The 25187-nt window shown below is 67.6% G+C and carries 25 protein-coding genes; 12 read left to right on the top strand and 13 right to left on the bottom strand.

Annotated elements, in window-relative coordinates; translation table 11 throughout:
* Positions 1 to 12: 12 nt before the first annotated feature.
* The 3 genes from sdhD to ACYQ7X_RS08120 all read right to left on the bottom strand — a co-directional run bounded on the left by sdhD (position 13) and on the right by ACYQ7X_RS08120 (position 1509).
* The gene (gene sdhD / locus ACYQ7X_RS08130) at positions 13 to 414 is read right to left on the bottom strand and encodes a succinate dehydrogenase, hydrophobic membrane anchor protein (protein ID WP_459696451.1); all 402 of its coding nucleotides are present in this window, start codon (positions 412 to 414) and stop codon (positions 13 to 15) included.
* 12 nt (positions 415 to 426) lie between these two features.
* Positions 427 to 837, bottom strand: coding sequence for a succinate dehydrogenase, cytochrome b556 subunit (gene sdhC / locus ACYQ7X_RS08125; protein ID WP_459696450.1), 411 nt, complete (start codon positions 835 to 837; stop codon positions 427 to 429).
* Positions 838 to 1104: 267 nt separating this feature from the next.
* Complete coding sequence (locus ACYQ7X_RS08120; protein ID WP_459696449.1) at positions 1105 to 1509, bottom strand: ketosteroid isomerase-related protein; 405 nt, start codon at positions 1507 to 1509, stop codon at positions 1105 to 1107.
* Between the two features lie 93 nt (positions 1510 to 1602).
* Here ACYQ7X_RS08120 and ACYQ7X_RS08115 point away from each other — a divergent pair, with 93 nt between their 5' ends.
* From ACYQ7X_RS08115 to ACYQ7X_RS08095, 5 genes are all read left to right on the top strand, one after another.
* A complete protein-coding gene (locus tag ACYQ7X_RS08115) occupies positions 1603 to 2484 on the top strand; it encodes a glycine--tRNA ligase subunit alpha (protein WP_459696448.1) in 882 nt (293 codons plus the stop codon).
* Positions 2485 to 2489: 5 nt separating this feature from the next.
* Positions 2490 to 4568 (top strand): glycine--tRNA ligase subunit beta, encoded by a 2079-nt coding sequence (gene glyS / locus ACYQ7X_RS08110; protein WP_459696447.1) that lies wholly within the window; start codon positions 2490 to 2492, stop codon positions 4566 to 4568.
* Positions 4569 to 7250: a pyruvate, phosphate dikinase gene (ppdK, locus tag ACYQ7X_RS08105; protein WP_459696446.1), complete on the top strand. Its 2682-nt coding sequence runs from the start codon at positions 4569 to 4571 to the stop codon at positions 7248 to 7250.
* Between the two features lie 127 nt (positions 7251 to 7377).
* The gene (locus ACYQ7X_RS08100) at positions 7378 to 8229 is read left to right on the top strand and encodes a glycosyltransferase family 2 protein (protein WP_459696445.1); all 852 of its coding nucleotides are present in this window, start codon (positions 7378 to 7380) and stop codon (positions 8227 to 8229) included.
* Positions 8226 to 8975, top strand: a complete 750-nt coding sequence (locus ACYQ7X_RS08095; RefSeq protein ID WP_459696444.1) for a TVP38/TMEM64 family protein — start codon at positions 8226 to 8228, stop codon at positions 8973 to 8975. Before ACYQ7X_RS08100 ends, ACYQ7X_RS08095 begins: the two co-directional genes overlap by 4 nt.
* On the opposite strand, the gene gluQRS is transcribed toward ACYQ7X_RS08095, so the two are convergent.
* Positions 8972 to 9799, bottom strand: coding sequence for a tRNA glutamyl-Q(34) synthetase GluQRS (gene gluQRS, locus ACYQ7X_RS08090; protein WP_459696443.1), 828 nt, complete (start codon positions 9797 to 9799; stop codon positions 8972 to 8974). The genes ACYQ7X_RS08095 and gluQRS overlap by 4 nt on opposite strands.
* Positions 9800 to 9900: 101 nt before the next feature.
* Here gluQRS and ACYQ7X_RS08085 point away from each other — a divergent pair, with 101 nt between their 5' ends.
* On the top strand, positions 9901 to 10596 hold the full coding sequence (locus ACYQ7X_RS08085) for an alpha/beta hydrolase (protein ID WP_459696442.1): 696 nt from the start codon (positions 9901 to 9903) through the stop codon (positions 10594 to 10596).
* A gap of 279 nt (positions 10597 to 10875) precedes the next feature.
* Positions 10876 to 11388, top strand: coding sequence for an HNH endonuclease (locus ACYQ7X_RS08080; RefSeq protein ID WP_459696690.1), 513 nt, complete (start codon positions 10876 to 10878; stop codon positions 11386 to 11388).
* A gap of 62 nt (positions 11389 to 11450) precedes the next feature.
* Here the strand turns inward: ACYQ7X_RS08080 and ACYQ7X_RS08075 are convergent, their stop codons facing one another.
* Positions 11451 to 13358, bottom strand: a complete 1908-nt coding sequence (locus ACYQ7X_RS08075; protein ID WP_459696441.1) for a potassium transporter Kup — start codon at positions 13356 to 13358, stop codon at positions 11451 to 11453.
* A gap of 405 nt (positions 13359 to 13763) precedes the next feature.
* On the opposite strand from ACYQ7X_RS08075, the gene rpsF reads away from it, so the two are divergent.
* From rpsF to ACYQ7X_RS08050, 5 genes are all read left to right on the top strand, one after another.
* Positions 13764 to 14243, top strand: coding sequence for a 30S ribosomal protein S6 (gene rpsF, locus ACYQ7X_RS08070; protein ID WP_459696440.1), 480 nt, complete (start codon positions 13764 to 13766; stop codon positions 14241 to 14243).
* Positions 14244 to 14245: 2 nt separating this feature from the next.
* A complete protein-coding gene (gene rpsR, locus ACYQ7X_RS08065; protein WP_227306015.1) occupies positions 14246 to 14521 on the top strand; it encodes a 30S ribosomal protein S18 in 276 nt (91 codons plus the stop codon).
* 12 nt (positions 14522 to 14533) lie between these two features.
* Complete coding sequence (gene rplI / locus ACYQ7X_RS08060) at positions 14534 to 15106, top strand: 50S ribosomal protein L9 (protein ID WP_459696439.1); 573 nt, start codon at positions 14534 to 14536, stop codon at positions 15104 to 15106.
* 232 nt (positions 15107 to 15338) lie between these two features.
* A complete protein-coding gene (locus ACYQ7X_RS08055; protein WP_459696438.1) occupies positions 15339 to 16637 on the top strand; it encodes a class I SAM-dependent methyltransferase in 1299 nt (432 codons plus the stop codon).
* A gap of 16 nt (positions 16638 to 16653) precedes the next feature.
* The gene (locus tag ACYQ7X_RS08050; RefSeq protein WP_459696437.1) at positions 16654 to 17148 is read left to right on the top strand and encodes a hypothetical protein; all 495 of its coding nucleotides are present in this window, start codon (positions 16654 to 16656) and stop codon (positions 17146 to 17148) included.
* Positions 17149 to 17156: 8 nt separating this feature from the next.
* On the opposite strand, the gene ACYQ7X_RS08045 is transcribed toward ACYQ7X_RS08050, so the two are convergent.
* The 8 genes from ACYQ7X_RS08045 to ACYQ7X_RS08010 all read right to left on the bottom strand — a co-directional run bounded on the left by ACYQ7X_RS08045 (position 17157) and on the right by ACYQ7X_RS08010 (position 24923).
* On the bottom strand, positions 17157 to 17591 hold the full coding sequence (locus tag ACYQ7X_RS08045; RefSeq protein WP_459696689.1) for a secondary thiamine-phosphate synthase enzyme YjbQ: 435 nt from the start codon (positions 17589 to 17591) through the stop codon (positions 17157 to 17159).
* A 5-nt stretch (positions 17592 to 17596) separates the two neighbouring features.
* Positions 17597 to 18622: an aldo/keto reductase gene (locus ACYQ7X_RS08040; protein WP_459696436.1), complete on the bottom strand. Its 1026-nt coding sequence runs from the start codon at positions 18620 to 18622 to the stop codon at positions 17597 to 17599.
* Between the two features lie 36 nt (positions 18623 to 18658).
* Entirely contained in the window at positions 18659 to 19423 is a 765-nt protein-coding gene (locus tag ACYQ7X_RS08035) for an SDR family NAD(P)-dependent oxidoreductase (RefSeq protein WP_459696435.1), read from the bottom strand.
* 24 nt (positions 19424 to 19447) lie between these two features.
* The gene (locus ACYQ7X_RS08030; protein ID WP_459696434.1) at positions 19448 to 20011 is read right to left on the bottom strand and encodes a DUF3035 domain-containing protein; all 564 of its coding nucleotides are present in this window, start codon (positions 20009 to 20011) and stop codon (positions 19448 to 19450) included.
* A gap of 19 nt (positions 20012 to 20030) precedes the next feature.
* Positions 20031 to 20546, bottom strand: a complete 516-nt coding sequence (lspA, locus tag ACYQ7X_RS08025; RefSeq protein WP_459696433.1) for a signal peptidase II — start codon at positions 20544 to 20546, stop codon at positions 20031 to 20033.
* On the bottom strand, positions 20546 to 23371 hold the full coding sequence (gene ileS, locus ACYQ7X_RS08020) for an isoleucine--tRNA ligase (protein WP_459696432.1): 2826 nt from the start codon (positions 23369 to 23371) through the stop codon (positions 20546 to 20548). The genes lspA and ileS overlap by 1 nt, the downstream gene beginning before the upstream one ends.
* A gap of 52 nt (positions 23372 to 23423) precedes the next feature.
* A complete protein-coding gene (locus ACYQ7X_RS08015; protein WP_459696430.1) occupies positions 23424 to 23969 on the bottom strand; it encodes a Fur family transcriptional regulator in 546 nt (181 codons plus the stop codon).
* Positions 23970 to 24101: 132 nt separating this feature from the next.
* Entirely contained in the window at positions 24102 to 24923 is an 822-nt protein-coding gene (locus tag ACYQ7X_RS08010) for a hypothetical protein (protein WP_459696429.1), read from the bottom strand.
* Positions 24924 to 25187 lie beyond the last annotated feature (264 nt).

Here is a 25187-nt window from a genome sequence, read left to right as displayed (position 1 = left end):
CGGAAGATCCCTTCAGATCGCCAGTTTGATGATTGAGAGAAGTGCGGCGAGGCCGAGCAGCCAGACGATGGCCTTCATCACCATCATCCAGATCAGCCGCTGGCCCTCATCATGCAGGTAATCCTCCATCACCACCTGCAGGCCGAGCGCCGCATGGTGGAAGGAGGCGAGAACGAAGGCGATGAGCAGCACGGCGACCAGCGGGTGGGAAACCCAATGCGCCACCGCCGCCTGCGGGTGGCCGGCGAGTGCCAGCACCGAAAAGACGAACCAGAGGGTCAGCGGGATGAGCGCGACGGAAGTGACACGCTCCGCCCACCAATGATGCACGCCCGCCTTGGCGGCGCCGAGGCCCTTCACCCGGCCGAGCGGCGTCTGCCGCATGGTGACGGAAAGCTTTTCGTTCTGTGCCATGATGCGCGATCCTCAGAGCCAGACGGCGAGGCCGATGATCCAACTGAGCACGGTCAGCGCGATCGTCGCGATGACGACGATGCCGGCCGTGCGATGCGAGGTGTTCAGATCGAACCCCCAGCCGATATCCCAGAGGAGATGCCGGATACCGTTGCAGAAGTGATACCAGAGCGAGACGGTCCAGCCGAACATCAGGATAAGGCCGATCGGCGAGCCGATGAAGCCCTGTGCCGCGGCGAAGGCGGCAGGGCCGGTGGCGGCGGCCACCAGCCACCAGACCATGAGGAGGAGGCCGACCGAGAGCGCGATGCCGGTCGCCCGGTTGATGATCGAGGTGCCGGAGCTGATCTGCGGCTTATAGACCTGCAGATGCGGCGATAGCGGCCGGCGGACCAGCGAGCCGTCGCTTCGCTTACCAATCATTAATGCGTCACGCACATCTGCCATAACCGGTTCCACCTAGGCTGTTAGGCTCGGATGATAGGGCGACCAAACCGCGTGCGCGGGCGCAAATGTTCCACGAATGCGGCGCCGGAGGCCGGATTGACCCGCAACCTTCTGTAGTCGCGCGCGCACCCAGGGTCAACGCGGGTGCAGCAAACCAGCACCCCTGCTTTCGCCAGGACAGAGCGGCATCCGCGGCGGGATTTTGCGCGTAAGCGGTCTCGCTCGCAGCGCCAGCCCCCGGGGTTAAGCGCCGACCTGCGCCAGCCAGTCCTGCAGGTTGTAGTAATTGCTGATCCGGGCGACGCGGCCGTCGCGAATGGTGAAGAAGGCGCCGGCGGGCAGCACATAGGTCTGGCCCGTCGCCTCCGGCAGGCCCTCATCCGTCGCCAGATAGGTGCCGTGGACGGTGAATTCCGCCGCCCCGCGATCGGCGGCGCTGCCGGTCATGATCACGATATCGGTGAGCTGCTCGCGGTAGCAGCGGCTCATATGATCGACAAAGCGGGAGAAGGCTTCGCGCCCCACCTGCCGCTCCCCCTGGTTGATGTCATGCGCCACATCCTCGGTGAGGAGGGCGAGGAACGCCTCCTTATCCCCGGCATTGAAGGCCGCGTAATAGGCCCCGATCACCGCCGCCACGTCGCTCATGCGCCCGCCCATCCCCTCTGCTGCGTCCTCGCCTTGCCGCGCGCCGATGGGGGCCGTAATGAAAAGCCCCGATCCACGAGCCCTGGCGAGCCCATGAACCCGAGTTCCGCGAACGAGCGCAAGCCCCTGAGCTTCCAGGGCATCATCCTCAAGCTGCACGAGTATTGGTCGGCGCAGGGCTGCGTCATCCTCCAGCCCTATGACATGGAGGTGGGCGCCGGCACCTTCCACCCGGCAACCACGCTGCGCGCGCTGGGCACCAAGCCCTGGAAGACGGCCTATGTGCAGCCGAGCCGCCGGCCGACCGACGGGCGCTATGGCGAGAACCCGAACCGCCTGCAGCACTATTACCAGTATCAGGTGCTGATGAAGCCGAGCCCGGCGGACGCGCAAGCCCTCCTCCTCGGCTCCTATGCCGCGATCGGCATCGATCTCGCCCGCCACGATATCCGCTTCGTGGAAGACGATTGGGAAAGCCCGACGCTGGGCGCCTGGGGCCTCGGCTGGGAGGTCTGGTGTGATGGGATGGAGGTGACGCAGTTCACCTATTTCCAGCAGGTCGGCGGCATCGCCTGCGCGCTGCCGAGCATGGAACTCACCTACGGGCTGGAGCGGCTGGCGATGTATGTGCAGGGGATCGAGAACGTCTATGACCTCGATTTCAACGGCGCCGGCGTCTCCTACGGCGATGTTTTCAAGCGCGCCGAGATCGACTACAGCCGCCATAATTTCGAGATCGCCAATACCGAGCGGCTGGAGCAGCATTTCCGCGATGCCGAGGCCGAGTGCCAGTCGCTCCTGAACGCGAAGCTCGCCCAGCCGGCCTATGACCAGTGCATCAAGGCGAGCCATCTCTTCAACCTGCTCGATGCCCGTGGCGTCATCAGCGTCACCGAACGCGCGGCCTATATCGGCCGCGTGCGCACGCTCGCCCGCGGCTGTTGCGAAGCCTGGCTTGCCGGGGAGACGGAGTGACCGCCATGCCCCAGCTTCTGCTCGAACTTTTCTCGGAAGAAATCCCCGCGCGCATGCAGGCGATGGCGGCAGAAACACTCGCGCGCCTGATGGCGGAAGCCCTGGCACCGCTCAAGCCCCGCTCGGTCCGCACGCTCTATGGGCCGCGCCGCCTCGCCTGGATCGGGGAGATTGAGGCCGAGGTGCCGGCAAGCGCCGTCGAAGAACGCGGGCCCAAGCTCGGCGCGCCGGAGCAGGCGCTCGCCGGCTTCCTCCGCAAGCATCAGGCGACGCGAGAGGATCTGCGCGAGGAAGGCGGCTACTACCTGCTCGCCAAGACCATCCCCGGCAGGCCAGCGGCCGAACTCATCGCGGAAGCCATGCCCGGCCTGCTCCGCCGCTTCCCCTGGCCGAAGTCCATGCGTTGGGGCGGCACCAGCCAGTTCACCTGGGTGCGGCCGCTGCGGCGGATTCTCTGTCTCCTCGACGACGAAGTAGTGCCCTTCACCCTCGCGCTGGGTGAGGATGACGGCCATGGCCTCCAGAGCGGCCGGCTGACCGAGGGCCATCGCCGGCCCGATGGCTCAGCGCCGGTGCTGACGATCGAGCGTATATCAACATATATTGATGTCTTGCAGGCGCATCAGGTTCTCGCCGATGCCGCCGAGCGCCGCAGCCGCATCGCCGAAGGCATCGCCGCCCGTGCCGCCGAAGCCGGCTACAGCATCGTGCCGGATGAGGGCTTGCTCGATGAAGTGGCCGGCCTTGTGGAATGGCCCGTCGCGCTCCTCGGCCGGATCGATGATGATTTCATGACCCTGCCGCCCGAGGTCCGCCAGGTCTCGATGCGCGTCAACCAGCGCTATTTCGCGTTGACGGATGCGGCAGGCGCGCCAGCGCCCGCCTTCGTCTTCGCCGCCAATATCGCGGCCCCGGACGGCGGGGCCGCCATCGTCGCCGGGAACGAGCGCGTGCTGCGCGCCCGGCTATCGGATGCGCGGCATTTCTGGGATCTGGACCGTGGGCATCCGCTCGCTTCCCGCGTGCCGGCGCTGGAGAAGGTCACCTTCCACGCCAAGCTCGGCACGCAGTTGGAACGTGTGGCGCGCCTCCAGGCGCTCGCGCCCATCATTGCGCAAGCGATTGGCGCGGATACGGCGCGTGCGGCCCGCGCTGCGGAACTGGCGAAAGCCGATCTGACCACCGGCATGGTCGGCGAATTCCCCGAACTGCAAGGCATCATGGGCGGCTATTACGCGGCGCATGACGGTGAGGCGCCCGAGGTCGCCACCGCCATCCGCGAGCACTACCAGCCGAAAGGCCCCTCGGACGCTGTGCCCACGGCGCCGGTCTCGATCGCCGTGGCGCTTGCCGAGAAGATCGAAATCCTCGTGGGTTTCTTTGGCATCGGCGAGAAGCCGACCGGCTCGGGCGATCCTTACGCGCTGCGTCGCGCCGCCCTCGGCATCATCCGCATCATCCGCGAGAACGGGCTGCGGATTCGGCTTCGCCCCGTGCTTTTCGAAGCCAAGACACGCTTCGGCATCCTTTTTGACGGCGATCCGACCGAAGACGTCCTCGCCTTCATCATCGAGCGGCTGCGCGTGCAACTGCGCAGCGAAGGACGCCGGCATGATGTGCTGGCGGCCGCCTTCGCCGCCGCGAATGACGATGATCTTGCCCGTCTCCTCGCCCGGGCCGATGCGGTGGAAGCGCTCCTCGGCACGCAAGAGGGCGCGGATCTTCTCGCCGGCTACCGCCGCGCCGCCAATATCCTGCGCATCGAGGAGAAGAAAAGCGCGGTCGATGCCGGGCCGGTCGATCCGGCCCTGCTGGTCGAAAAGTCGGAACAACAACTGGCGGAAGAGCTGAATAGTTCGGAACTAAACGTCACAAAAGCAATAGCGGAAGAAAACTTCTCGCTCGCAATGTCTCAACTTTCCGCAATACGGCCATTCATCGACGAATTCTTCGAAAAAGTCACTGTCAACGCAGACGACCCCGCTTTAAGAAAAAATCGCCTGAAGCTTCTGATGCGGCTAAAATCCCTGACGGATCGTGCCGCCGACTTCTCCAGGCTTGAAACGACGACGGGAGCCGTCTGAATGAGCGACGTGACGACGAAGTGGGTCTATAACTTCGGGGCCGGGGCGAATGAGGGGCGCGCGGAGATGCGCAATCTCCTCGGCGGCAAGGGGGCGAACCTCGCCGAGATGGCGGCGATCGGCCTGCCGGTGCCGCCGGGCTTTACCATCACCACCGAGGTTTGCACGGCCTTCTACGCCAATGGCCGGCAGTATCCGGCCGATCTTGAGGGCCAGCTGGCCGAGGCGCTCGCCCGCGTGGAAGAGGCGACCGGCCTCGCCTTCGGCGATCCTGCCCGCCCGCTCCTCGTCTCCGTCCGCTCCGGCGCCCGCGTCTCGATGCCCGGCATGATGGATACCGTCCTCAACCTCGGCCTTAATGACGAGACGGTGCAGGGCCTCGTCACCGCCTCGGGCGATGAGCGTTTCGCCTGGGACAGCTACCGCCGCTTCATCCAGATGTTCGGCAGCGTCGTCCTCGGCGTCGATCACCACCGCTTCGAGGAGATCATCGACCAGGCCAAGATCGATGCCGGCGCGATCGAGGATACCGCGCTGACCGCCGCCGAGTGGCAGGCGGTGGTTGAGGAATACAAGACGCTGGTCGAGACCGAGACCGGCAAGCCCTTCCCGCAGGCGCCGCAGGAGCAGCTGTGGAGCGCGATCGGCGCCGTCTTCGGCAGCTGGATGAACCAGCGCGCCATCACCTATCGCCGCCTGCACGAGATCCCGGCCGATTGGGGCACGGCGGTCAATGTCCAGGCCATGGTCTTCGGCAATATGGGGGCCGATTGCGCCACCGGCGTCTGCTTCACGCGCGACCCCTCGACCGGCGAGAACGTCTTCTACGGCGAATACCTCATCAACGCGCAGGGCGAGGATGTGGTGGCCGGCATCCGCACCCCGCAGCCGCTGCGGCGCGAGCGTGCCAAGCCCGGCGAGGTAAGCATGGAGGAGGCGCTGCCCCAGGCCTTCGCCGAGTTGCTGCGTGTCCGCGAGACCTTGGAAAACCACTACAAGGACATGCAGGACATCGAGTTCACCGTGCAGAGCAACAAGCTCTACATGCTGCAGACCCGCAACGGGAAGCGCACCGCGGCGGCGGCCATGCGCATCGCCGTCGAGATGGCCGAGAGCGGGCTGATCTCGCGGGAAGAGGCGCTGATGCGCATCAACCCCGGCGCGCTCGACCAGCTGCTGCACCCCATGCTCGACCCGCATGCCAAGCGCGATCTCATCTCCCGCGGGTTGCCGGCCTCGCCGGGCGCGGCCTCGGGCATCGTCGTCTTCTCGGCGGATGAGGCCGAGCTGCGCGCCCAGAAGGGCGAGGCGGTGATCCTCGTGCGCGTCGAAACCAGCCCCGAGGATATCCACGGCATGCATGCCGCGCGCGGCATCCTCACCACCCGCGGCGGGATGACGAGCCATGCCGCCGTCGTCGCACGCGGGATGGGCCGGCCTTGCGTATCAGGGGCCGGCGGCATCGCGGTCGATTACGGCGCGCAGACCCTCTCGGCCGGCGGCAAGCTCGTCCGCGCGGGCGAAGCGATCACCATCGACGGCACGACCGGCGAGGTCTTCCTGGGCTATGTGCCGATGATCGAGCCCAAGGTTTCCGGCCATTTCAGCACCATGATGGACTGGGCCGACGCGGCCCGCACCCTGCATGTCCGCGCCAATGCGGAAACCCCGCTCGATGCCGAGACCGCCAAGACCTTCGGTGCCGAGGGCATCGGCCTCTGCCGCACCGAGCATATGTTCTTCGACCCCGAGCGCATCGGCGCGGTGCGCCAGATGATCATGGCGACGGATGAGGAAGGCCGCCGCCAGGCGGTGGAGAAGCTGCTGCCCTTCCAGCGCGGCGATTTCATCGCCCTCTTCCGCATCATGGCCGGCCTGCCGGTGACGATCCGCCTGCTCGACCCGCCGCTGCACGAATTCCTCCCCCATGGCGAGCATGAGCTGGCCGAGGTCGCCGCCTCGCTCGGCGTCGATCTCGCCAGCATGCAGCGCCGGGTGGTGGATCTCTCGGAAGCCAATCCGATGCTCGGCCATCGCGGCTGCCGCCTCGGCATCTCCTATCCCGAGATCTACGAGATGCAGGCGCAGGCGATTTTCGAGGCGGCGATCGCGGTTGCCGAGGAAGCCGGCGCCGCGCCGGTGCCCGAGATCATGATCCCGCTGGTCGGCGCGCCGCGCGAACTCGAGATCACCCGCGCGCTGATCGACCGGGTGGCGGCACAGGTCTTCGCTGCCCGCGGCCGCACCATCGCCTATCAGGTCGGCACCATGATCGAACTGCCGCGCGCGGCGCTGCTCGCCGACCGGATCGCCGAAAGCGCCGATTTCTTCAGCTTCGGCACCAATGACCTGACGCAGACCGTCTATGGCCTCTCGCGTGACGATGCCGGCAAGTTCCTGCCGAAATACGTCGAGAGCGGGATCTACGAGAAAGACCCCTTCGTGACGCTCGATCGCGACGGCGTCGGCGCCCTCGTCGAACTCGCGGCCGAAAAGGGCCGGCGCACCAAGCCCGGCCTCAAGCTCGGCATCTGCGGCGAGCATGGCGGCGATCCTGCCTCCATCGGCTTCTGCCAGGAAGCCGGGCTCGATTACGTCTCCTGCTCGCCGTATCGCGTGCCCGTCGCCCGCCTCGCCGCCGCCCAAGCCGCCATCGGCGCCCGGCGGGACAATACCGCCTGAACTGTGACAAACTCGGCCATTTTCTGACCATTTCTTTAGGGCTTCCTCAACATGCCGGGAGAGGGTGGCTAGCCAAATCGGCCTGCCACCCGATCTCCCCCATCCGGCCCTTGAGGAGAAGACTGGCATGAGCGAGGCGTTATTCCCGGATTCCCCCTCCACCGCGGCGCCGCGCCCGCTGATCTCCGTCGTCGTCCCCGTGCGCAACGAGGGGCCGAACATCCTGCCACTGATCGGCGAAATCCGCGCCGCCCTCGCCGTCACGCCCTATGAGATCGTCTATGTCGATGATGGCAGCACGGATGAGACGCCGCAGCGCCTGCGCCAGGCGCTCGCCGAAGGCGCGCCCCTGCGGGTGATCCGCCACAAGGCGAGTTGCGGGCAGAGCGCCGGGGTGATCACCGGCGTCCGCCACGCGCGCGGCATCTGGATCGCGACGCTGGACGGCGACGGCCAGAACGACCCCGCCAGCATCCCCGAAATGCTCGCCCGCGCCCAGGCCGAGGAGGGCCGCGGCCCGCAGCCGATCCTCATCGCCGGCTGGCGGCAGAAGCGGCGGGATAGCTCGGCCAAGCGCTACGGCTCGCGCATCGCCAACAAGGTGCGCGCCCGCGTGCTGCGCGACGCGACACCCGATACCGGCTGCGGCCTCAAGGTCTTCCGCCGGGATGCCTTCCTCGAAATCCCGCATTTCGACCATATGCACCGCTTCCTGCCGGCGCTGTTCATCCGCCAGGGCGGGCGGGTTATCTCGGTCGCCGTCAACCATCGCCCGCGGCTGGAAGGCCGCTCGAACTACAATAACTGGCAGCGCCTCAAGGTCGGCCTCGTCGATCTCATCGGCATGTACTGGCTGCAGCGCCGCTGGCGGGGCCCCGAGATCGAGGGCGCGATCATCGAGCCGCCGATGCAGGGCGCCGAGCGCCGACCGAGCGAAGCGGGGATGGAGGCGCGGCCGACAGGCGCGGTCATGCCATGAGCGCGGTGGCGCCGCAGGGCGGCTTCCCGGCCATGCCGCGAGCGCCGGCGGGCAGCGATGACCCGCCGGGTGCCGCGCGCAAGCCGGTCTGGAAGCTGTTCGCCAAGCCGCTCGGCCTCGCCCTCGGCCTCGTGCTCGCGGGCGTCGTGCTCAAGACCCTCGCCGGCGGCGTGAAGGGCGGGGTCTTCGCCCATTACGTGATGGGCCATGGCCTGCAAGGCGAAGTGCTGCTGGTGTTGGGGGGCGCGCTACTGAGCGCGGCCGGGCTGCCGCGCCAGGTGGTGGCCTTTGCCGGCGGCTATGCTTTCGGCCTCAAGACGGGCTTCCTCCTCGCCCTGATCGGCCAGACGCTGGGCTGCGTGCTGGATTTCTTCTGGGCGCGGGCGATCGCGCGCGATTGGGTGCAGGCACGGCTCGGCAGCGGGCGGCTCGCCCGGCTCGATGCGCGGCTCGCCGGGCATCCCTTCACCGCCTCGCTGACGCTGCGCCTGCTGCCGGTGGGCAATAACGTGGCGCTCAACCTCCTGGCCGGCATCTCCTCGGTCAGCGCGCCGGCCTTCCTCTCGGCCTCCGCGCTCGGCTATGTGCCGCAGACCCTGGTGTTCGCCCTGCTCGGCAGCGGCGTGCAGGTTTCGCACGGGCTGCAGATCGCCCTGGCGAGCGCGCTGTTCCTCGCCTCGGCCGGGCTCGGCCTGCTCCTCATGCGCCGCTTCCGCGCCCCCGCCGCCGCGGCTCCTGCGGCTTAATCCGCGGCCCGCCGGAGGACCGCTTCCGGCGCCAGGCCCGCTGCCCGCATGGCACGCAGGGTGAAAGCGCCATGGCGCTTCGAAAGCTTCTCCCCCGCCGCATCGCGCAGCAGGGGGTGATGCGCGTAAGCCGGCGCCGGCCAGCCCATCAGCGCCTGCAAGACCCGATGCACATCGGTCGCCGCGCGCAACTCCTCCCCGCGGGTGACGAGGGTGACGCCTTGCACCGCATCATCATGCGTCACGCACAGATGATAGCTGCCCGGGCAATCCCGCCGCGCCAGCACGACATCGCCGAAGGCCGCCGGGTTGCAGGCGATCTCCCCCTCGCCTGCCTCGCGATAGGCGAGCGGCCCGGTCTCGACCAGCGCCCGGCCCATGGCGAGCCGCCAGCAATGCGGCGCGCCTGCGGCGATTCGCGCGGCCGCCACGGCGGGGGAGAGGCCAGCGCAGGTGCCGGGATAGCGCGCGCCCTCCGGCCCATGCGGCGCCTGGCCTGAGCGCGCCACCTCGCGCGCGATCTCCGCCCGGGTGCAGAAGCAGGGGTAGAGGAGCCCGCGCGCCCGCAGCCCGTCGAGCACCGCCTGGTACTCTCCGAGATGCGCCTGCTGGCGCCGCACCGGCCCATCCCAATCGAGCCCGAGCCAGCGCAGATCTTCCAGGATCGCCGCCTCATAGTCCGGCCGCGCGCGGGTCGTGTCGATATCCTCGATGCGGAGGAGGAAGCGGCCGCCGCTGGCGCGGGCATGGCGCCAGGCGCGGAGCGCGGCGGCGGCATGGCCAAGATGCAGATAGCCGGTCGGGCTCGGGGCGAAGCGGGTCACCCAGGCCGTAGCCGTGGCTGGAGCGGGGTTCGGCGAATTGGCGTTCACGAGGGAGGGGCTGTAGCATCACCCCGGCCCCGGGAGATAGGAGACTTCGCCCCATGCCGGCCATGCCGCCCCTGCCCGCCCGCCGCTTCGGCCCCGCCGATGGCGGGCCGCCGCGCCAGATCGTCTTCGTGCTGCATGGCCTCGGCGCCAATGGCGCGGATCTGGCGCCGCTGGCCCAGGCGCTCGCCCCCGCCGCGCCCGGCGCGCTCTTCCTGATGCCCGACGCGCCGGAGCCCTGCGATCTCGTCTCGCCCGAGGAAGGCCAGCAGGCGCGGCAATGGTTCTCGCTCGGCGATTGGTCGCCGGCGGCGATGGCGCGCGGCGTCCGCCGCGGCCTGCCGGCGCTCGATCGCTTCGTGGATGAGAGCCTGGCCGAGCATCGGCTGCCGGCGGCGGCCTATGCCCTCGCCGGCTTCAGCCAGGGCGCCATGATGGCGCTCTTCTGCGGCTTGCGGCGCCGGCCGCCACCGGCCGCCATCCTCGCCTTCTCAGGCATCCTGCTCGACCCGGCGGCGCTTCCCGCCGAGATCGGCGGCCGGCCGAGAGTGCTTCTGGCGCATGGCCAAAGGGATGAGGTGGTGCCAGCCGCCTTTTCCCGCGCGGCGGCGGAGACACTCGGCGCGCTCGGCCTTCGCGTGACGCTCGACCTCGACCCGGCACTCGGCCATGCCATCGATTCGCCCGGGATCGCAGCCGGCCGCAGGCTGCTCGCGGAAGCTTTTTCCGGCGCGCCGGCAGGAGATCCATGAATCCCGCATGACAGAATGGCTGCCATGCTTGCCGTGGCGGCGCTGCTTTGCGATAACTTACCAGAGCAATTCAGCGGCGACCGCATTCGGGCCTGGCGCTTGGCTTCTTCCTCCCCGGATCCGGTCGCTCATGAAGGAGCGGCGATCGGCTTATGGCTTACTGCCTGACGAAGCCTTCGTCCCGGTTCTCTGGCCGGGACCGACACTTGCCCCATCGAAGGGGATGAGCCGGTGAGCGCGATCCCTGCCGGACTTCAGACCCTTGTGCTCAACGCGGATATGCAGCCCTTGAGCTGGGGGCCCCTTTCCGTCTGGCCCTGGCAGGATGCCCTGGTCGCGGTGCTGCAAGACCGGGTGAGCCCGGTGATCAATTACGAGGCCGAGGTCCATTCGGCCAACCAATCCTTCCCCATTCCCTCCGTCGTCGCCCTCAAGCGCTACCACAAGCGCAAGCACGTCGCTTTCACCCGCTACCATGTTTTCCTGCGAGACGGGTTCCGCTGCCAGTATTGCGGGGACAGCCTCACCGCCAAGGAACTGACCTTCGACCACGTTATCCCCCGCTGCCGCGGCGGGCGCACGCTCTGGCAGAATGTCGTGACCTGCTGCCAGCGGGACAATCTCTTCAAGGGCAGCAAATCGCTGAGCGAGAGCGGGCTCCGGCTGCTGCGCGAGCCCTATGAGCCGACGCCCCACCAGATCGACGAATTCGCCAAGCGCCACGCGACCCGGGAAAACCTGCACAAGACCTGGCTCGATTTCCTCTACTGGGATGCCGATCTGGAAGCCTGAGCGGCGCGCAGGCTCCCCTGCTTCGACGGGCGTGCTTCGGCGCCCGTGCTTCGGCGGGCGTCTCAGATCGCGATGCGCACGCCGAGTTCGACCACCCGGTCGCTCGGGATGCGGAAGAATTCCGTCGCCGGCACCGCGTTGCGGGAGAGGACGAGGAAGAGCCACAGCCGCCATAGCGGCAGCTTCGGCACCAGGGCTTTGACGATGACCTCGCGGCCGAGGAAATAGCTCGTCTGCATCGGGTCGAAGGGCACGCCGAGGGTGCGCATCTCCTCCAGCGCGCGGGGGATATTGGGGCTTTCCTGGAAGCCGTATTTGACGATGACGCGGTTGATCTGCGGCGCCAACTCCTCCACCTCGAGCCGCTCCTGCTCCGGCACTTCGGGCACGTCCGCGGTCTGCACCGTCACCAGAAACACCCGCTCGTGCAGCACCTTGTTGTGCTTGAGGTTGTGCAGCAGCGCATTCGGCACATAGGCGCCGTTACCGGTGAGGAAAACCGCCGTGCCCGGCACGCGGATGATGCGCGAGGAGGGCAGCCGCGCGAGGAAGGAGTTGAGCGGCAGGCTATCCTGCTTCCAGCGCTGAAGCATGAGTTCCCGCCCGCGCTTCCACGAGGTCATCACCGCCATCAGCACGAGCGCCACGGCGATCGGCACCCAGCCGCCATCCGGGATCTTCATGAGGTTGGAGATGAAGAAGACGAGATCGAGGAAGAGGAACACCCCGAAGACGCTGCCGACCGCCTTGCGGGACCAGCCGAATTGCCGGCGGAACACCAGTGCGGCGAGGATCGTGGTGCAGGTGAAGGTGCCCGTCACCGCGACGCCATAGGCCGAGGCGAGGGAGGCGCTGCTGCGGAAGGAGAGCACCAGCACCAGCACGCCGAGCAGCAGCATGGTGTTGATCTGCGGCAGGTAGATCTGCCCTTCCTCCGTTCCGCTGGTATGGCGGACGACCATGCGCGGAATGAAGCCGAGCTGCACGCATTGCCGGGCGACCGAGAAGGCGCCGGAGATCATCGCCTGGCTGGCGATGACCGTCGCCGCGGTCGCGAGGATCACCATCGGCAGCCGCGCCCAATCGGGGCAGAGCAGGAAGAAGGGATTGTCGAGCGTGCTCGGGTCATGCAGCACGAGCGCGCCCTGGCCGAAGTAATTGAGCGCAAGGCAGGGCAGGACGAAGAAGGTCCAGCTCATCTGGATGGGCCGGCGGCCGAAATGGCCCATATCGGCGTAGAGCGCTTCCGCGCCGGTCACCGCGAGCACCACCGAGCCGAGGGTGATGAAGGTGACGAAGCCGTGGTGGATGGCGAAGATCACCACATAGATCGGTAGCAGGGCGCGCAGCACCGAGGGGTCCTGGAGGATCTGCCAGAGGCCGAGCAGCCCGATCGAGAGGAACCACAATGCCATCACGGGGCCGAAGACGCGGCCGATCAGGCTGGTGCCGCGATACTGGAAGGCGAAGAGCAGCCCGATCACCAGAATGGAGAGCGGCAGCACCGCGGGTTTGAGCATCGGCGACGTCACTTCCAACCCCTCGACCGCCGAGAGCACCGAGATCGCCGGGGTGATCATGCCATCGCCGAAGAAGAGGCAGGCGCCGATGATGGCGACGAGCATGACGATGCCGGCCATCTTGGCCCGCCGGCAGACGCGCTGCGCCAGCACCATCATCGTCAGGATGCCGCCTTCGCCGTTATTGTCGGCGCGCATCACGAAGGTCACGTATTTGATGGTGACGGTGATGATGAGCGCCCAGAAGATCATCGAAAGCGTGCCGAGCACGGTCGCGGCATCCATCCCGGCGCGGCCAAAAAATGCCAGGCAGCTGGAGAGCGCATAAAGCGGGCTCGTGCCGATATCGCCATAGACGACGCCGAGCACGCCGAGGATGAGCGCGGGCGTAACGGCGCCGCGCGCGGAAGAGGAAGCGGCGGCTGTCGGGGTCGTCGTGGTGGTGGTCATGCAATCCCGTATCTGTCGGCAGGGCTCGAAGCCAGGGTCAGGCGGCCCCCGGTCGGGCGGGAGCGAAGGGGAGGCAGATCAGGCGAAAGCATCGTCCATCAGCTTCCCGCTGGCTTGGCAAATCGCGCGGGGGCGAACCAAACGGAGCCGGGCGATGATCTCCGCCCATGCTGAGCGGAGCCTTACGCCGGGATTACGCCCGAGTGCAAGCATGACCGCGTTGCATCCGCGGGCAGCGGGCCTGGCAGAAATAGTGCGCAGATCAGCTTTGCCTTGCGGAATCGGGCAAGATCTGCGCTTTTGCGCGCGCCCTGCCGGGGTGAAGGCATCACCCCGGCTGTGCCTGGCCGTGCCCGGAAGCCCGGGGCCACGGTTCTCCAGGCCGATACATCCGGAGGGACCATCATGCCTTTATATGAATGCGTCGTGATTGGACGCAGCGAAATCACCCAGCAGCAGGTCGATACCCTGACCGATGGGATCGTCGCGCAGATCGAAGCCGAAGGCGCCGAAGTCCGCAAGCGCGAATACTGGGGCCTTCGCAGCCTCGCCTATCGCATCAAGAAGAACCGCAAGGGCCATTACGTGCTCCTCGGCCTCGATATCGAGCCCAAGGCCCTGGCCGAGATGGAGCGCCAGCTGCGCCTCAACGAGGATGTGCTGCGCTTCCTCACCATCCGCGTGGACGAGATCGACGAGGCCCCCTCGGCGGTGCTGGCGCGCAAGAGCGACGATCGCGGCTTCCGCGGCCCGAAGCCGGCCGGCCGGTTCGAGAGCGGCCGCCGCCGCTATGACGACCGCGAGGAATTCCGCGCCCGCGAGGAATATCGCGGCCCGCGCGACGATGAGGACGACCGCGGACGCGGTATGGGTGAGGAGGGCTGACCATGTCTGACACGACCGATGTGAATCCCGCCGCGCGCCGCGCGGCCGTGGGCGCCCGCCGCCCCTTCTATCGCCGCAAGAAGTCCTGCCCCTTCTCCGGCCCCAACGCGCCGAAGATCGACTATAAGGACGTGCGGCTGCTCTCCCGCTTCCTGAGCGAGCGCGGCAAGATCGTGCCGTCCCGCATCACCGCGGTTTCCGCCCGCAAGCAGCGTGAGCTGGCGCGGGCGATCAAGCGCGCCCGCTTCCTGGCGCTGCTCCCCTACGTTCTTCAGTAAGGAGCGCGAACCATGGCAGCTATTGAAGTCATCCTGCTTCAGCGCGTGGCCAAGCTCGGCCAGATGGGCGACCGCGTGCGCGTGAAGCCGGGCTATGCCCGCAACTTCCTGCTCCCGCAGAAGAAGGCGCTGCGGGCGACCAAGGAGAACGTCGCCCGCTTCGAGACCGAGCGCGTGCATCTCGAAGCGCAGAACCTCCAGCGCCGGGAAGAGGCGCAGGCGGTGGCCGGCCGCGTGAAGGGCCTGACGGTGACGATCATCCGCCAGGCCGGCGATTCGGGCAGCCTCTACGGCTCCGTCTCCAGCCGCGATATCGCCGAGGCGGCGGCGGAAGCCGGCCTCTCGATCGACCGCGGCCAGGTGGAGCTTGATCACCCGATCAAGGCGCTCGGCATCCGCCCGGTGCGCGTGGTGCTCCATCCCGAAGTCGTGATCGATGTCACGGTCAATGTCGCGCGCAGCGCGGAAGAGGCTGAGAAGCAGCTTCGCGGCGAGGCGGTGGGCCGCGCGGCCGAGGAAGAGACCGACGTTGCGGCCGATATCTTCGGCGGTGGTGACGAAGAGGCTGCGGCCCCGGCCGCGTGACCTCGGCCCCTTAGGGGGCGAAAGCGACCGAAAAAGGCCGGCAGGCATCGCTTGCCGGCCTTTTTACATTGCGGCTTTTTCACATTCTCGCGTCCGGCGAATGCCGCCCGATAAGACTCATGTGCAGAGCCTTGCTTGCGCGGCTGCGCGCAGCGCATTATCCGGTTGGTAAGGTACCATTCAGCGGGTCTGGCTTGCGCCCCGGCCCGTCCTTGTCAGCCGAGGAATGGCGATGCAGCAGATCCTGGACCATCTTCTGAAGCGACTCGTCCGCCGCGGTGGCCTTGGCGTGATCTGGCCTAATGGCGAGCAGACCCAGTATGGGCCGGAGCTGGCGGGCGCCGCCAAAATCCGCATCACGGAGGATAAGGCGGTGCGGGCGATCGTGCTCAACCCCGGCCTTGCCATGGGCGAATGCTATATGGCGGGCACGGTGGTGCCAATCGACTGCTCGATCTATCAGGTGCTCGAAGTGCTGCTCGACAATCTGCACCAGGCCGGCCTTGGCGCGGTGCCGATGATGAAGGTGCGGGTGATCCTCGGCACCATCTTCCGCCGGCTGCAGCAGATCAACAACGCCGTGCGAGCGCGCCGCAACGTCGCCCACCACTACGATCTCAACGGTCGCCTCTACAGCCTCTTCCTCGACCGCGACCGGCAATATTCCTGCGCCTATTTCCCGCGCGGGGATGAGACGCTGGAAGAGGCGCAGCTTGCCAAGAAGCATCACATCGCCGCCAAGCTGAAGCTCGACCGGCCGGATCTTTCGGTGCTCGATATCGGCTGCGGCTGGGGCGGCATGGCGCTGACGCTGGCGCGGGATTATGGCGCCCGGGTGACGGGGATCACCCTCTCCTCCGAGCAGTTGGCCGAGGCGCGGGCGCGGGCCGAGGCCGAGGGGCTGACGGACCGGGTGAAGTTCGAACTGCTGGATTACCGCGCCGTGCAGGAGCGGTTCGACCGGATCGTTTCGGTCGGCATGTTCGAGCATGTCGGCGTCAACCACTACGGCGCCTATTTCAACATGGTGAAGCGCACGCTGAAGGATGATGGCGTGGCGCTCATCCATACCATCGGCCGCAGCGACGGGCCGGGGACGACCAACCCCTGGATCGCCAAATATATCTTCCCCGGCGGCTATTCCCCGGCGCTTTCCGAGATGATGACAGCGATCCAGCGCGTCGGCCTGATCGCGACCGATATCGAGGTTCTGCGCCTGCATTATGCCAAAACCCTGCGGGAATGGCGGCGCCGCTTCGCCGCCAACCGCGATGCCATCCAGGCGCTGTACGATGAGCGCTTCTGCCGCATGTTCGAATTCTACCTCGCGGGCTCCGAACTCGCCTTCCACTACCAGCAGCACGTCAATTTCCAGGTGCAACTGACACGGGAACAGACCGCCGCACCCCTATCGCGCGATTACATCACCGAAACGGAGCACAGGATGATGAGCGCGGTGCCGGCTTCCGCCAAAGCCGAGGCCTTCTCCCCGGTCGCTGTGGAGGCGCCGAACGGCCGCGTTCACGCCTGACGGACCTCGCCCGCCAATGACCCAGCCGGTAGGTGACGGCTGGTTCCTGGACTGGTGCGTCGGCCTTGGCCTCATTGGCGGCACCATCATGCTGCATGCCCTCGGGCTGGTGCTGATCAGCCTGCTACTGGATGGCAGGCTGCGCCGCTGGGAAAGCCGCCGAACGCAGAAGGGCCGCAGCCGGTTGCGCCGCGCTATTCTCAGCGCGACAGTTTTCATCGGCTTTGCAGGCTGGCTGCTCGCCTGCCTGCACGGGCTGGATGCCGCCGTCTGGGCCGCGATCTACTGCCTTCTGGGCGCCATTCCGTCTTTCCATGCAGCAATGCTGTATTCGGTTGATTGCATGGCGACGCTGGGCAGCACCGGCGTTGCGATCGCGGCGGAGTGGTCTCTGTTGGGGCCGCTGGAGGGCGCGTGCGGCATGCTGCTCTTCGGCGTCAGCACCGCCTTCCTCTTCACCGTGATGGCCCATGTGCGGCAGACCCTGCTGGCCGCCGACCGAGCGGGCTGAGCGCCGCGCTATTCCCCGATCAGATGCAGCGCGATCTGCCGGCGGTGCGGGCGGGTGCGATGCTCGAAGAGGAAAATGCCCTGCCAGGTGCCGAGCGTCAGGCGCCCTTGGGCGAGGGGAATGGTGAGCTGCGGGCCGGTGAGCAGCGTGCGGATATGGGAGGGCATATCGTCCGGCCCCTCCAGCGCATGCAGGTAGCGCTGGGCCCCCACCTGGCCGCGATCTTCCGGGACCAGCCGTTCGAAGGCTTGCGCGATATCCCGCAGCACCTCGGGGCTCGCATTCTCCGTCACCGCCAGAGAGGCCGAGGTATGGGCGCACCAGAGGGTGAGGAGGCCGGTTTCCATGCCCGTCTCCCCCACCCAGGCCTCGATCGCATCGGTGAATTCGACGAGCCCCTTGCCGCGCGTCTGCAAGGTGAGGCGATGGCTCGCCTGGCGCAGCATGGTCAGACCGGCGCCGGGTTGCGCTCCGTAAAGCCGCGCTGGTGCCAATAGGGATAGGCGAGCGTCACCGTGCTTGCCGCGTCGAGCTTCGCGACCTGCTCTGCCGTCAGGTTCCAGCCGACCGCGCCGAGGTTCTGCCGCAGCTGCTCCTCGTTACGCGCGCCGACGATCACGGTCGAGACCGTGGGCCGCTGCAGCAGCCAGTTGAGCGCGATCTGCGGCACGGTCTTGCCGGTCTCCTGCGCGATCTCGTCCATCGCCTCCACCACCTTATAGACGTGCTCGTCCGGCACCGGCGGGCCCATATCGGCTGTCTTATGCAGGCGGGATTGCGCGGGCAGCGGCTGGCCGCGGCGGATCTTGCCGGTGAGCCGCCCCCAGCCGAGCGGGCTCCAGACGACGCAGCCGATCCCCTGGTCGAGGCCGAGCGGCATCAGCTCCCACTCATAATCACGGCCGATGAGCGAGTAATAGGCCTGGTTCGCGACATAGCGCGGCAGGTTGTATTTCTCCGCCACCGCCAGCGACTTCATCAGATGCCAGCCGGAGAAGTTGGAGCAGCCGACGTAGCGGATCTTGCCCGCGCGGACGAGATCGTCGAGCGTCGAGAGCGTCTCCTCCACCGGCGTCATCGCATCGAAGCCATGGAGCTGGAAGAGGTCGATATAATCCGTGCCGAGCCGCTTGAGGGACTGCTCGACCGAGCGGATGAGATGAAACCGCGAGGAGCCGACATCGTTGGGCCCCTCACCCGCGCGGAAGGTCGCCTTGGTCGAGATGAGGATCTTGTCCCGCCGGCCCTTCGTCGCCGCGCCCAGCACCTCTTCGGCTGAGCCGCCCGAATAGATGTCGGCGCTGTCGAACATATTGAGGCCGGCGTCCAGACAGATGTCGATCAGCCGGCTCGCTTCCGCGACGTCCGAACTGCCCCAGGCCTCGAAGAACTCCCCCTTGCCGCCGAAGGTGCCCGTGCCGAAGCTGAGCACCGGCACCATGAAGCCCGAATGCCCGAGACGTCTCTGTTCCATAAGCCAATCCTCCTGTGAACGACGGAGGAGAGGCGCTTAGCGCCAGCCTCCGTCCACGACGAATTCCCGGGCGGTGACGAGTTCGCTGTCATCCGCCGCGAGCCAGAGCACCATGCGCGCGACATCGGCCGGATGCAGCCGATCCGGGATGCACTGGCCGGCCGCGCGCTTGGCATCAGCCTCCGGGTTCATCCAGAGCTTGAGCTGTCGCTCGGTCATGATCCAGCCCGGATAGACGATATTCGCCCGGATGTGATGCGGCCCGAGATCGCGGGCGAGCGCCCGGGTGAGGCCGATGACGCCGGATTTCGCCGCCGTATAGGCCGGCATGCCGCCCTGGCCCAGCAAGAAGCTGTTCGAGCTCATATTGATGATCGAGCCGCCGCCGGCGGCGATCATGTCATCCTTCACGGCTTGCGCGCAGAAGAACTGGTGGCGAAGGTTGGTCGCCATCCGGTCGTCCCAGTATTCCGGCGTCACCTCGTCGATCGCGTGCCGATCGTCGCGTGCGGCATTATTGACGAGCACGGTGAAGCCGCCGCCGAGGCTTTCGCGCAGCTCAGCGATCGCGGTGCGGACGGCCGGTATGTCCCGCAGATCGACCTGCCGGAACGCCGCCGCCCCTTCGGGCAGGCGGGCGAGCAGCGCCTCGGCCGAAGCCGTGTCGAGATCGAGGAAGCCGACGCGGCTGCCCTGTTCCACGAAATGCTCGACGATGCCGGCGCCGATGCCGGACGCCCCGCCCGTCACCAGCACCCGCCGGCCGTCCAGGCTCGGGTAGCGCGCGTATCTGCTGCTCATGTCAGGAATCCGTGGTTAGGGCGGTCAGAACAGGCTGTCGAAGAAATTGCCGAGCGGCCCCCGGTTCTTGGGCTTCACCAGGGGCGTGGTGCCGGCCGCCGGGCTGATGCCGAGGGCGGCGTTCCGCTGCAGGCGCTTGGTTTCCTCGCGGGCATTGACGATCGCGGGCTTGGCGATCGGGGCGCCGAAGGGGTTGAGCCGATTGCCGAGCGTGCGGCTCTTCTGATCCTTCACCGCGATCGCTTCCACCTGGGCGCGGATATTGGCCGGCGGCGGCGGCCCGGCCTTGGCGAGGAAGGCCTGGTCGCCGGCGGTCGATGGCGCGCCACTCGGAAGAGAGGCCGCGCCCATCATGGCGCTCGCCGCCTGTTGCGAGATGGCGACATCCTGCGGCCGGGCGACACCCGGCGTCGGCGCCGGAAGCGCCTGCGCCGCCTGGTTGAGATCCGGCGGCATGGCAAGCTGCGGCTGCGTCGTCACCTTGAACTCATCCGGCGGGTTGCGTTGCAGGCCGATGGTCTGCATCACCCCGCTGGAACAGCCCGCAAGCATCAGGGGCGCCAGCAGGAGCGTCCACCGCTTCGTCATCATCCGAGCCTTGCGTCCTTCAGCCGCGATTCTTGGCCCGGGCCGCCGCCGTCTGAGGCCGCCCCGGCAAGAGGTTGTCGATCAAGAGTGCCGCCACGCCGCAAACGATCGCGGCGTCCGCTAGGTTGAACACATACCATGAATAGCCGAAAGCATGCGCCTGGATGAAATCGACGACGGCCCCGTAATGCAGCCTGTCGGCGACATTGCCAAGAGCGCCGCCGGCGATCGCGCCCACCGGCAGTGCCACCATCCGCCGTTCCGCCCGCATCAGCCAGAGGCCGAGCACGATGACGACGCCGAGCGCGAAGGCGGCAAGGCCGAGATGGGCGAGCATGCTATCGCCCGTCAGCAGGCCGAAGGTGACGCCCCGGTTCCAGACCATGGTGAAGTTGAGCACCGGCAGGATTTCCACCTGGCCGAGGCGCGGCAGATCGAGCCCGTGCAGAACCCACCATTTGCTCAGCTGGTCGGCGATGAAGATCAGCACCGCCATGGCGAGGCCGCCCATGGCGACGGCAGGGCGCGCGCGCATCAGCGGGCCGGATCGCAGGAAAGTGCCGCCACCGCATCGGTGCAGCGGCGGCAGAGCTTGCTGGCGGCATCGACCTCGGGCAGCACGCGCCAGCAGCGGGCGCATTTCTCGCCCGGCGCGAGTGCGGCATCGGCCAGCAGCCCGGCATCGCTCTGCCCCAGCTCGACCGCGGAGACGATGAGGGTATCGGCCCAATCCTGCGCCGAAAGCAGCGTCTGCTCTCCCTCGGGGAGAAGAAAGGTCACCGCTGCCTGGAGCGAGGCGCCGATCTGCCCTTCCTGCCGCATGGCTTCGAGCTTCGTCGTGGCAAGGCGACGGATCTCCCGCACGCGCGCCCATTTCTCGGCCAAAGCTGCGTCCCGCCACTCGGCCGGAAGGGTGGGGAAAAGCTCTTCATGCACGCTGCTCTCGGCGCCGAATCGCGTCTGCCACGCTTCCTCGGCGGTGAACACCAGCACCGGCGCGAGCCAGGTGCAGAGGCAGCGGTGCAGCTGGTCGAGCACCGTGCGCACGGCGCGCCGCCGGGGGCTGTCCGCCCGGTCGCAATAGAGCGCGTCTTTGCGAATATCGAAGTAATAGGCGGAAAGATCGGTCGCGCAGAAATGATGGATGGCGGGATAAACCCCCGTCCAGTCATGGCTTTCGACCGCGCCGCGGATCAGCGCATCAAGCTCGGTCAACCGGTGCAGCACCCAGCGTTCCAGCTCCGGCAGATCGCCATGGGGCAGGATCTCGGCCTTGTCGAAGCCATCGAGGCTGCCCAAGAGCCAGCGCAGCGTATTGCGCAGGCGCCGGTAAAGCTCGCCCTGCTGCTTGAGGATTTCCGGCCCGATCGAGAGATCGTCCCGCGCGTCGGAGGACATGACCCAGAGGCGGAGGATATCGGCGCCGTATTGCGCGATGACGTCCTGCGGCTCGACCCCGTTGCCGAGCGACTTGGACATCTTCCGCCCCTGCTCGTCCACGATGAAGCCGTGAGTCAGCACCGCCTTGAAGGGCGCGCGGCCCCGCGTGCCGACGGCTTCGAGGAGGGAGGACTGGAACCAGCCGCGATGCTGGTCCGAGCCTTCGAGGTAGAGATCGGCCGGCCAGGACAGCCCGCGCGCTTCCAGCACGAAAGCATGGGTCGAGCCGCTTTCGAACCAGACATCGACGATATCGCGCACCTGCTCGTAATTGGCAGCGTCATAATCATTGCCGAGGAAGTCGGCCGCGGGCCGCGCGTACCAGGCATCCGCGCCCTCGGCTTTGAAGATCTCGACGACGCGCGCCATCACCCGCTCATCCCGCAGCGGCTCGCCCGTGCGGCGATCGACGAAGATCGCGATCGGCACGCCCCAGGCGCGCTGCCGGCTGATGCACCAATCGGGGCGCCCGGCGACCATGCTGGCGATGCGGTTGCGGCCCTGCTCGGGCACGAAGCGCGTCTCGCTGATCGCGGCCAGCGCGCGGCCGCGGATATCCTCGGGGCCATCCATGCGGATGAACCATTGCGGCGTCGCCCGGTAGATCACCGGCGCCTTGGAGCGCCAGGAATGCGGGTAGGAGTGGATGAGGATGCCGCGATGGAAGAGCGCGCCCGCGGCTTCGAGTGCGGCGCAGACCGGATCGGCCGCCTTGAAGACATGCAGGCCCGCGAAGAGCGGCACGCCGGGGTTGTACGTCCCGTCATCCCCCACCGTCTCCGGCACCTCGAGGCCGAATTGGCGGCCGAGGTCGAAATCCTCCTCGCCATGGCTCGGCGCGGTATGGACGAAGCCGGTGCCGGCTTCCGTCGTCACATGCCCGCCGGGCAGCAGCGGCACGTCGAACTCATAGCCCTGGCCGCGCAGCGGATGGGCGGCGATCGCGCCTTCGAGATCGGCGCCCTTGAAGGTGGCCAGCAGCTTGTGGCCGGTGACGCCGGTATCCTTCGCGAAAGCTTCGAGCAGCGCTTCAGCGACGAGCACGCGCTCACCCGGCTTGGCCCGCGCGCCCTCGGCGATGCCGGTGACTTCGATCAGCGCGTAATCGATCTCTGGCCCGTAAGCCACGGCGCGGTTGCCCGGCATGGTCCAGGGCGTCGTCGTCCAGATCACCACCGAACTGCCCGCGATCTCGGCGGGACCGCCTGAGAGGATGGGAAAGCGCACCCAGATCGTGACGCTCTTATGGTCGTGATATTCGATCTCGGCCTCGGCGAGCGCGGTCTTCTCGACCGGGCTCCACATCACGGGGCGAAGGCCGCGATAGAGCGCGCCGTTCATCAGGAAACGCCCGATCTCCTGAGCGATCGCGGCTTCGGACGCGAAATCCATCGTCGCATAGCGCTCGGCCCAGTCGCCCAGCACGCCGAGGCGCTTGAACTCCTCCCGCTGCACGGCGAGCCAATGCTCGGCATAGGCGCGGCATTCGGCGCGGAATTGCAGGACGGGGATATCGTCCTTGTTGCGACCGGCTTTGCGGTGCCCTTCCTCGACCTTCCATTCGATCGGCAGGCCGTGGCAGTCCCAGCCCGGCACGTAATGCGCGTCGAAGCCCGCCATCTGATGGGCGCGGTTGATCGCATCCTTCAGGATCTTGTTCAGCGCATGGCCGAGATGGAGGTTGCCATTGGCATAAGGCGGCCCGTCATGCAGCACGAAGGGCGCGCGGCCATTCGAATCCGCGCGGAGCTTTTCCCACAACCCGCGCGCATCCCAGGCGGCCAACATGCCAGGCTCGCGCTTCGGCAGATCGCCCTTCATCGGGAAAGGCGTGCGCGGCAGGAACACGGTGCTCCGGTAATCGGGTGCCGCGTCCTTCTGGGCCGGCGCGGCCTTGGCCTCTGTCAGGGTATCGTTCATCTGCGGTGGTATGGCCGAATTCGCCTGCGAAGGCGAATCCCGAAAAGCACGCTCAGGCAGGATTTTCGCCCTGGGCTGCCGCGCATTCGGCGCAAAGGCCCTCGATCTCGACCGTGGCGCCGGCAGGGCGGAAGCCCGCCGCCTCGGCCGCGCTCTCCATGGCGCCGCGGATGCGGGCATCGGTGATCTCGAACACCCGGCGGCACTGGGTGCAGATGAGGAATTGCAGGGAGTCGAGGCGATGCGGCGGCTCCGCGCCCTCCGCGGCCGGGGGGTGGCAATGCGTGGCGGCGGCGCCCTTGCCGGGTCCGTGCAAATGGGCGCAGCCGATGAAGGCGGAGAGCCGCTCGATCCGATGCACGAGGCCCTGGGCGGTAAGGAAGTCGAGCGCGCGATAGACGGTGGGCGGGGCTGCCGCGCGGCCCGCGGCGCGCAGCCGGTCCAGCAGATCATAGGCGCCGGATGGCCGGGGGCTTTCCAGGATGAAACCGAGGATGAGGCGCCGCTGCTCCGTCAGCTTCTCGCGACGGCCGGCGCAGAGGGCGGCCGCTTCCGTCAGCAGGCGTTCGGTCTCGGCGGAGAAGGAGGGCGCGGCCATGGCCTCTCTGTTTCGGCGGCGCGGGGCGTGCCGTCAACTGGCGCGAAGCCGCAGAGCGTACGTTGCTGCCAAGGGCGCGGCGCGGTGCCGATAGCGGGCACCCCGTTCGCCACTCCAGCCTAGCTGTTTTCCTTAACGGGCTTTGCGCTTGCGGCCGGTGCCGGCATGGCGTTGGGCGCGGAAACTCGGCAGCCACCATTCGATGGGCTGATCCTCCTCGCCCGCGCTCTCCGGCGCGCTCGCCGTCTCGGTCTCGGTCTCTGCCTCTACCGCTTCGGCGCCGGGGGCCGCGGCTGGCGAGGCCGCGATCGGCGCGGCAGGCTTGATCGCCGGCGGGCGCCCGCGCCGCGGCTTCGGCGGCGGCGCCTCTTCGCCAAAGAGATCGGTGCTGGGCGGGGCAGTGAGAGCGGCGGCGCGGCCCGCCTCCAGCTCCGCCAGCTTGCGCTCGGCGAGCGAAAGGGCGAGTTCCGCTTCCGCCTGCCGGGCCTCGCTCCGCTGGCGGGCCTCCTGATCGGCGAGCCGCAGCGCCTCCAACTGGGCGCGGGCCTCCTGCTCGGCCCTCAGCCGCTCCTCGAAAGCCATTTCCATATGGGCGAGCTTGGTCTTGAGGGATTGGATGCTGGCCTGCGCCTCTTCCAGCGCGCGCTCGGCACGGGCGCGGGCCTCCTTCTCCTCCCGCAGGCTCGCCTGCATCGCGCTTGCACGGCCGTCGCTCTCCGCTTCGCGGGCGCGGCCGAGCATGACGACCGGCACATCGCCATCCTGGGCGAAGCGCCGGCGCGGCCGTGGCCCCTCATGCGCGGGCGGCGGTGGCGGTGCCGCATGATTGGCGTGGCCATTGCCGCCGCCACCGGCCGCAGGCCGCGTGCCGAGGCCGAGCGCCGCGCGCATCCGGGCCTCCGCCGCGTCAATCGCCTCGGCCTGCGGATCGAGATTGAGCTTTTCAGATCTCATTACACTCTGTCGTAAAAAAGAGAGACAATACAGGGGTCGGAACGCGGCTTTCGCCGCCAGGCTGCGCTTGCAAGTATTACGACTCGGTAATACGCGCGGCAATTCTGCGAATCGAACGTGCTTTAGTTGTCCTGACTGACGATGAAATGCAAGAGAAGATCCGAAAAAACTTCTGGATTTCGGCCTTGCGGGCAACGCTTGCGGCATTTACCCGCTTGTTTTTCCCAGGCCTCACCCGCGCCGCCCCAGTAGAAGCGCAAGATG

The sequence above is a fragment of the Acidisoma sp. C75 genome, assembly GCF_054665095.1.
This window is presented reverse-complemented; position numbering and strand designations above follow the sequence as displayed.

What these genes read in the sequence shown, in the direction of transcription:
- ACYQ7X_RS08075 (WP_459696441.1), bottom strand. Translation starts at nt 13,358, where the DNA reads ATGACCACCACCACGACGACCCCGACAGCCGCCGCTTCCTCTTCCGCG.
- glyS (WP_459696447.1), top strand. Translation starts at nt 2,490, where the DNA reads ATGCCCCAGCTTCTGCTCGAACTTTTCTCGGAAGAAATCCCCGCGCGC.
- ACYQ7X_RS08120 (WP_459696449.1), bottom strand. Translation starts at nt 1,509, where the DNA reads ATGAGCGACGTGGCGGCGGTGATCGGGGCCTATTACGCGGCCTTCAAT.
- ileS (WP_459696432.1), bottom strand. Translation starts at nt 23,371, where the DNA reads ATGAACGATACCCTGACAGAGGCCAAGGCCGCGCCGGCCCAGAAGGAC.
- ACYQ7X_RS08085 (WP_459696442.1), top strand. Translation starts at nt 9,901, where the DNA reads ATGCCGGCCATGCCGCCCCTGCCCGCCCGCCGCTTCGGCCCCGCCGAT.
- sdhD (WP_459696451.1), bottom strand. Translation starts at nt 414, where the DNA reads ATGGCACAGAACGAAAAGCTTTCCGTCACCATGCGGCAGACGCCGCTC.
- ppdK (WP_459696446.1), top strand. Translation starts at nt 4,569, where the DNA reads ATGAGCGACGTGACGACGAAGTGGGTCTATAACTTCGGGGCCGGGGCG.
- ACYQ7X_RS08030 (WP_459696434.1), bottom strand. Translation starts at nt 20,011, where the DNA reads ATGACGAAGCGGTGGACGCTCCTGCTGGCGCCCCTGATGCTTGCGGGC.
- ACYQ7X_RS08015 (WP_459696430.1), bottom strand. Translation starts at nt 23,969, where the DNA reads ATGGCCGCGCCCTCCTTCTCCGCCGAGACCGAACGCCTGCTGACGGAA.
- sdhC (WP_459696450.1), bottom strand. Translation starts at nt 837, where the DNA reads ATGATTGGTAAGCGAAGCGACGGCTCGCTGGTCCGCCGGCCGCTATCG.
- ACYQ7X_RS08115 (WP_459696448.1), top strand. Translation starts at nt 1,603, where the DNA reads ATGAACCCGAGTTCCGCGAACGAGCGCAAGCCCCTGAGCTTCCAGGGC.
- rpsR (WP_227306015.1), top strand. Translation starts at nt 14,246, where the DNA reads ATGTCTGACACGACCGATGTGAATCCCGCCGCGCGCCGCGCGGCCGTG.
- ACYQ7X_RS08055 (WP_459696438.1), top strand. Translation starts at nt 15,339, where the DNA reads ATGCAGCAGATCCTGGACCATCTTCTGAAGCGACTCGTCCGCCGCGGT.
- ACYQ7X_RS08095 (WP_459696444.1), top strand. Translation starts at nt 8,226, where the DNA reads ATGAGCGCGGTGGCGCCGCAGGGCGGCTTCCCGGCCATGCCGCGAGCG.
- ACYQ7X_RS08040 (WP_459696436.1), bottom strand. Translation starts at nt 18,622, where the DNA reads ATGGAACAGAGACGTCTCGGGCATTCGGGCTTCATGGTGCCGGTGCTC.
- ACYQ7X_RS08035 (WP_459696435.1), bottom strand. Translation starts at nt 19,423, where the DNA reads ATGAGCAGCAGATACGCGCGCTACCCGAGCCTGGACGGCCGGCGGGTG.
- lspA (WP_459696433.1), bottom strand. Translation starts at nt 20,546, where the DNA reads ATGCGCGCGCGCCCTGCCGTCGCCATGGGCGGCCTCGCCATGGCGGTG.
- ACYQ7X_RS08080 (WP_459696690.1), top strand. Translation starts at nt 10,876, where the DNA reads ATGCAGCCCTTGAGCTGGGGGCCCCTTTCCGTCTGGCCCTGGCAGGAT.
- ACYQ7X_RS08050 (WP_459696437.1), top strand. Translation starts at nt 16,654, where the DNA reads ATGACCCAGCCGGTAGGTGACGGCTGGTTCCTGGACTGGTGCGTCGGC.
- ACYQ7X_RS08010 (WP_459696429.1), bottom strand. Translation starts at nt 24,923, where the DNA reads ATGAGATCTGAAAAGCTCAATCTCGATCCGCAGGCCGAGGCGATTGAC.
- rplI (WP_459696439.1), top strand. Translation starts at nt 14,534, where the DNA reads ATGGCAGCTATTGAAGTCATCCTGCTTCAGCGCGTGGCCAAGCTCGGC.
- ACYQ7X_RS08100 (WP_459696445.1), top strand. Translation starts at nt 7,378, where the DNA reads ATGAGCGAGGCGTTATTCCCGGATTCCCCCTCCACCGCGGCGCCGCGC.
- rpsF (WP_459696440.1), top strand. Translation starts at nt 13,764, where the DNA reads ATGCCTTTATATGAATGCGTCGTGATTGGACGCAGCGAAATCACCCAG.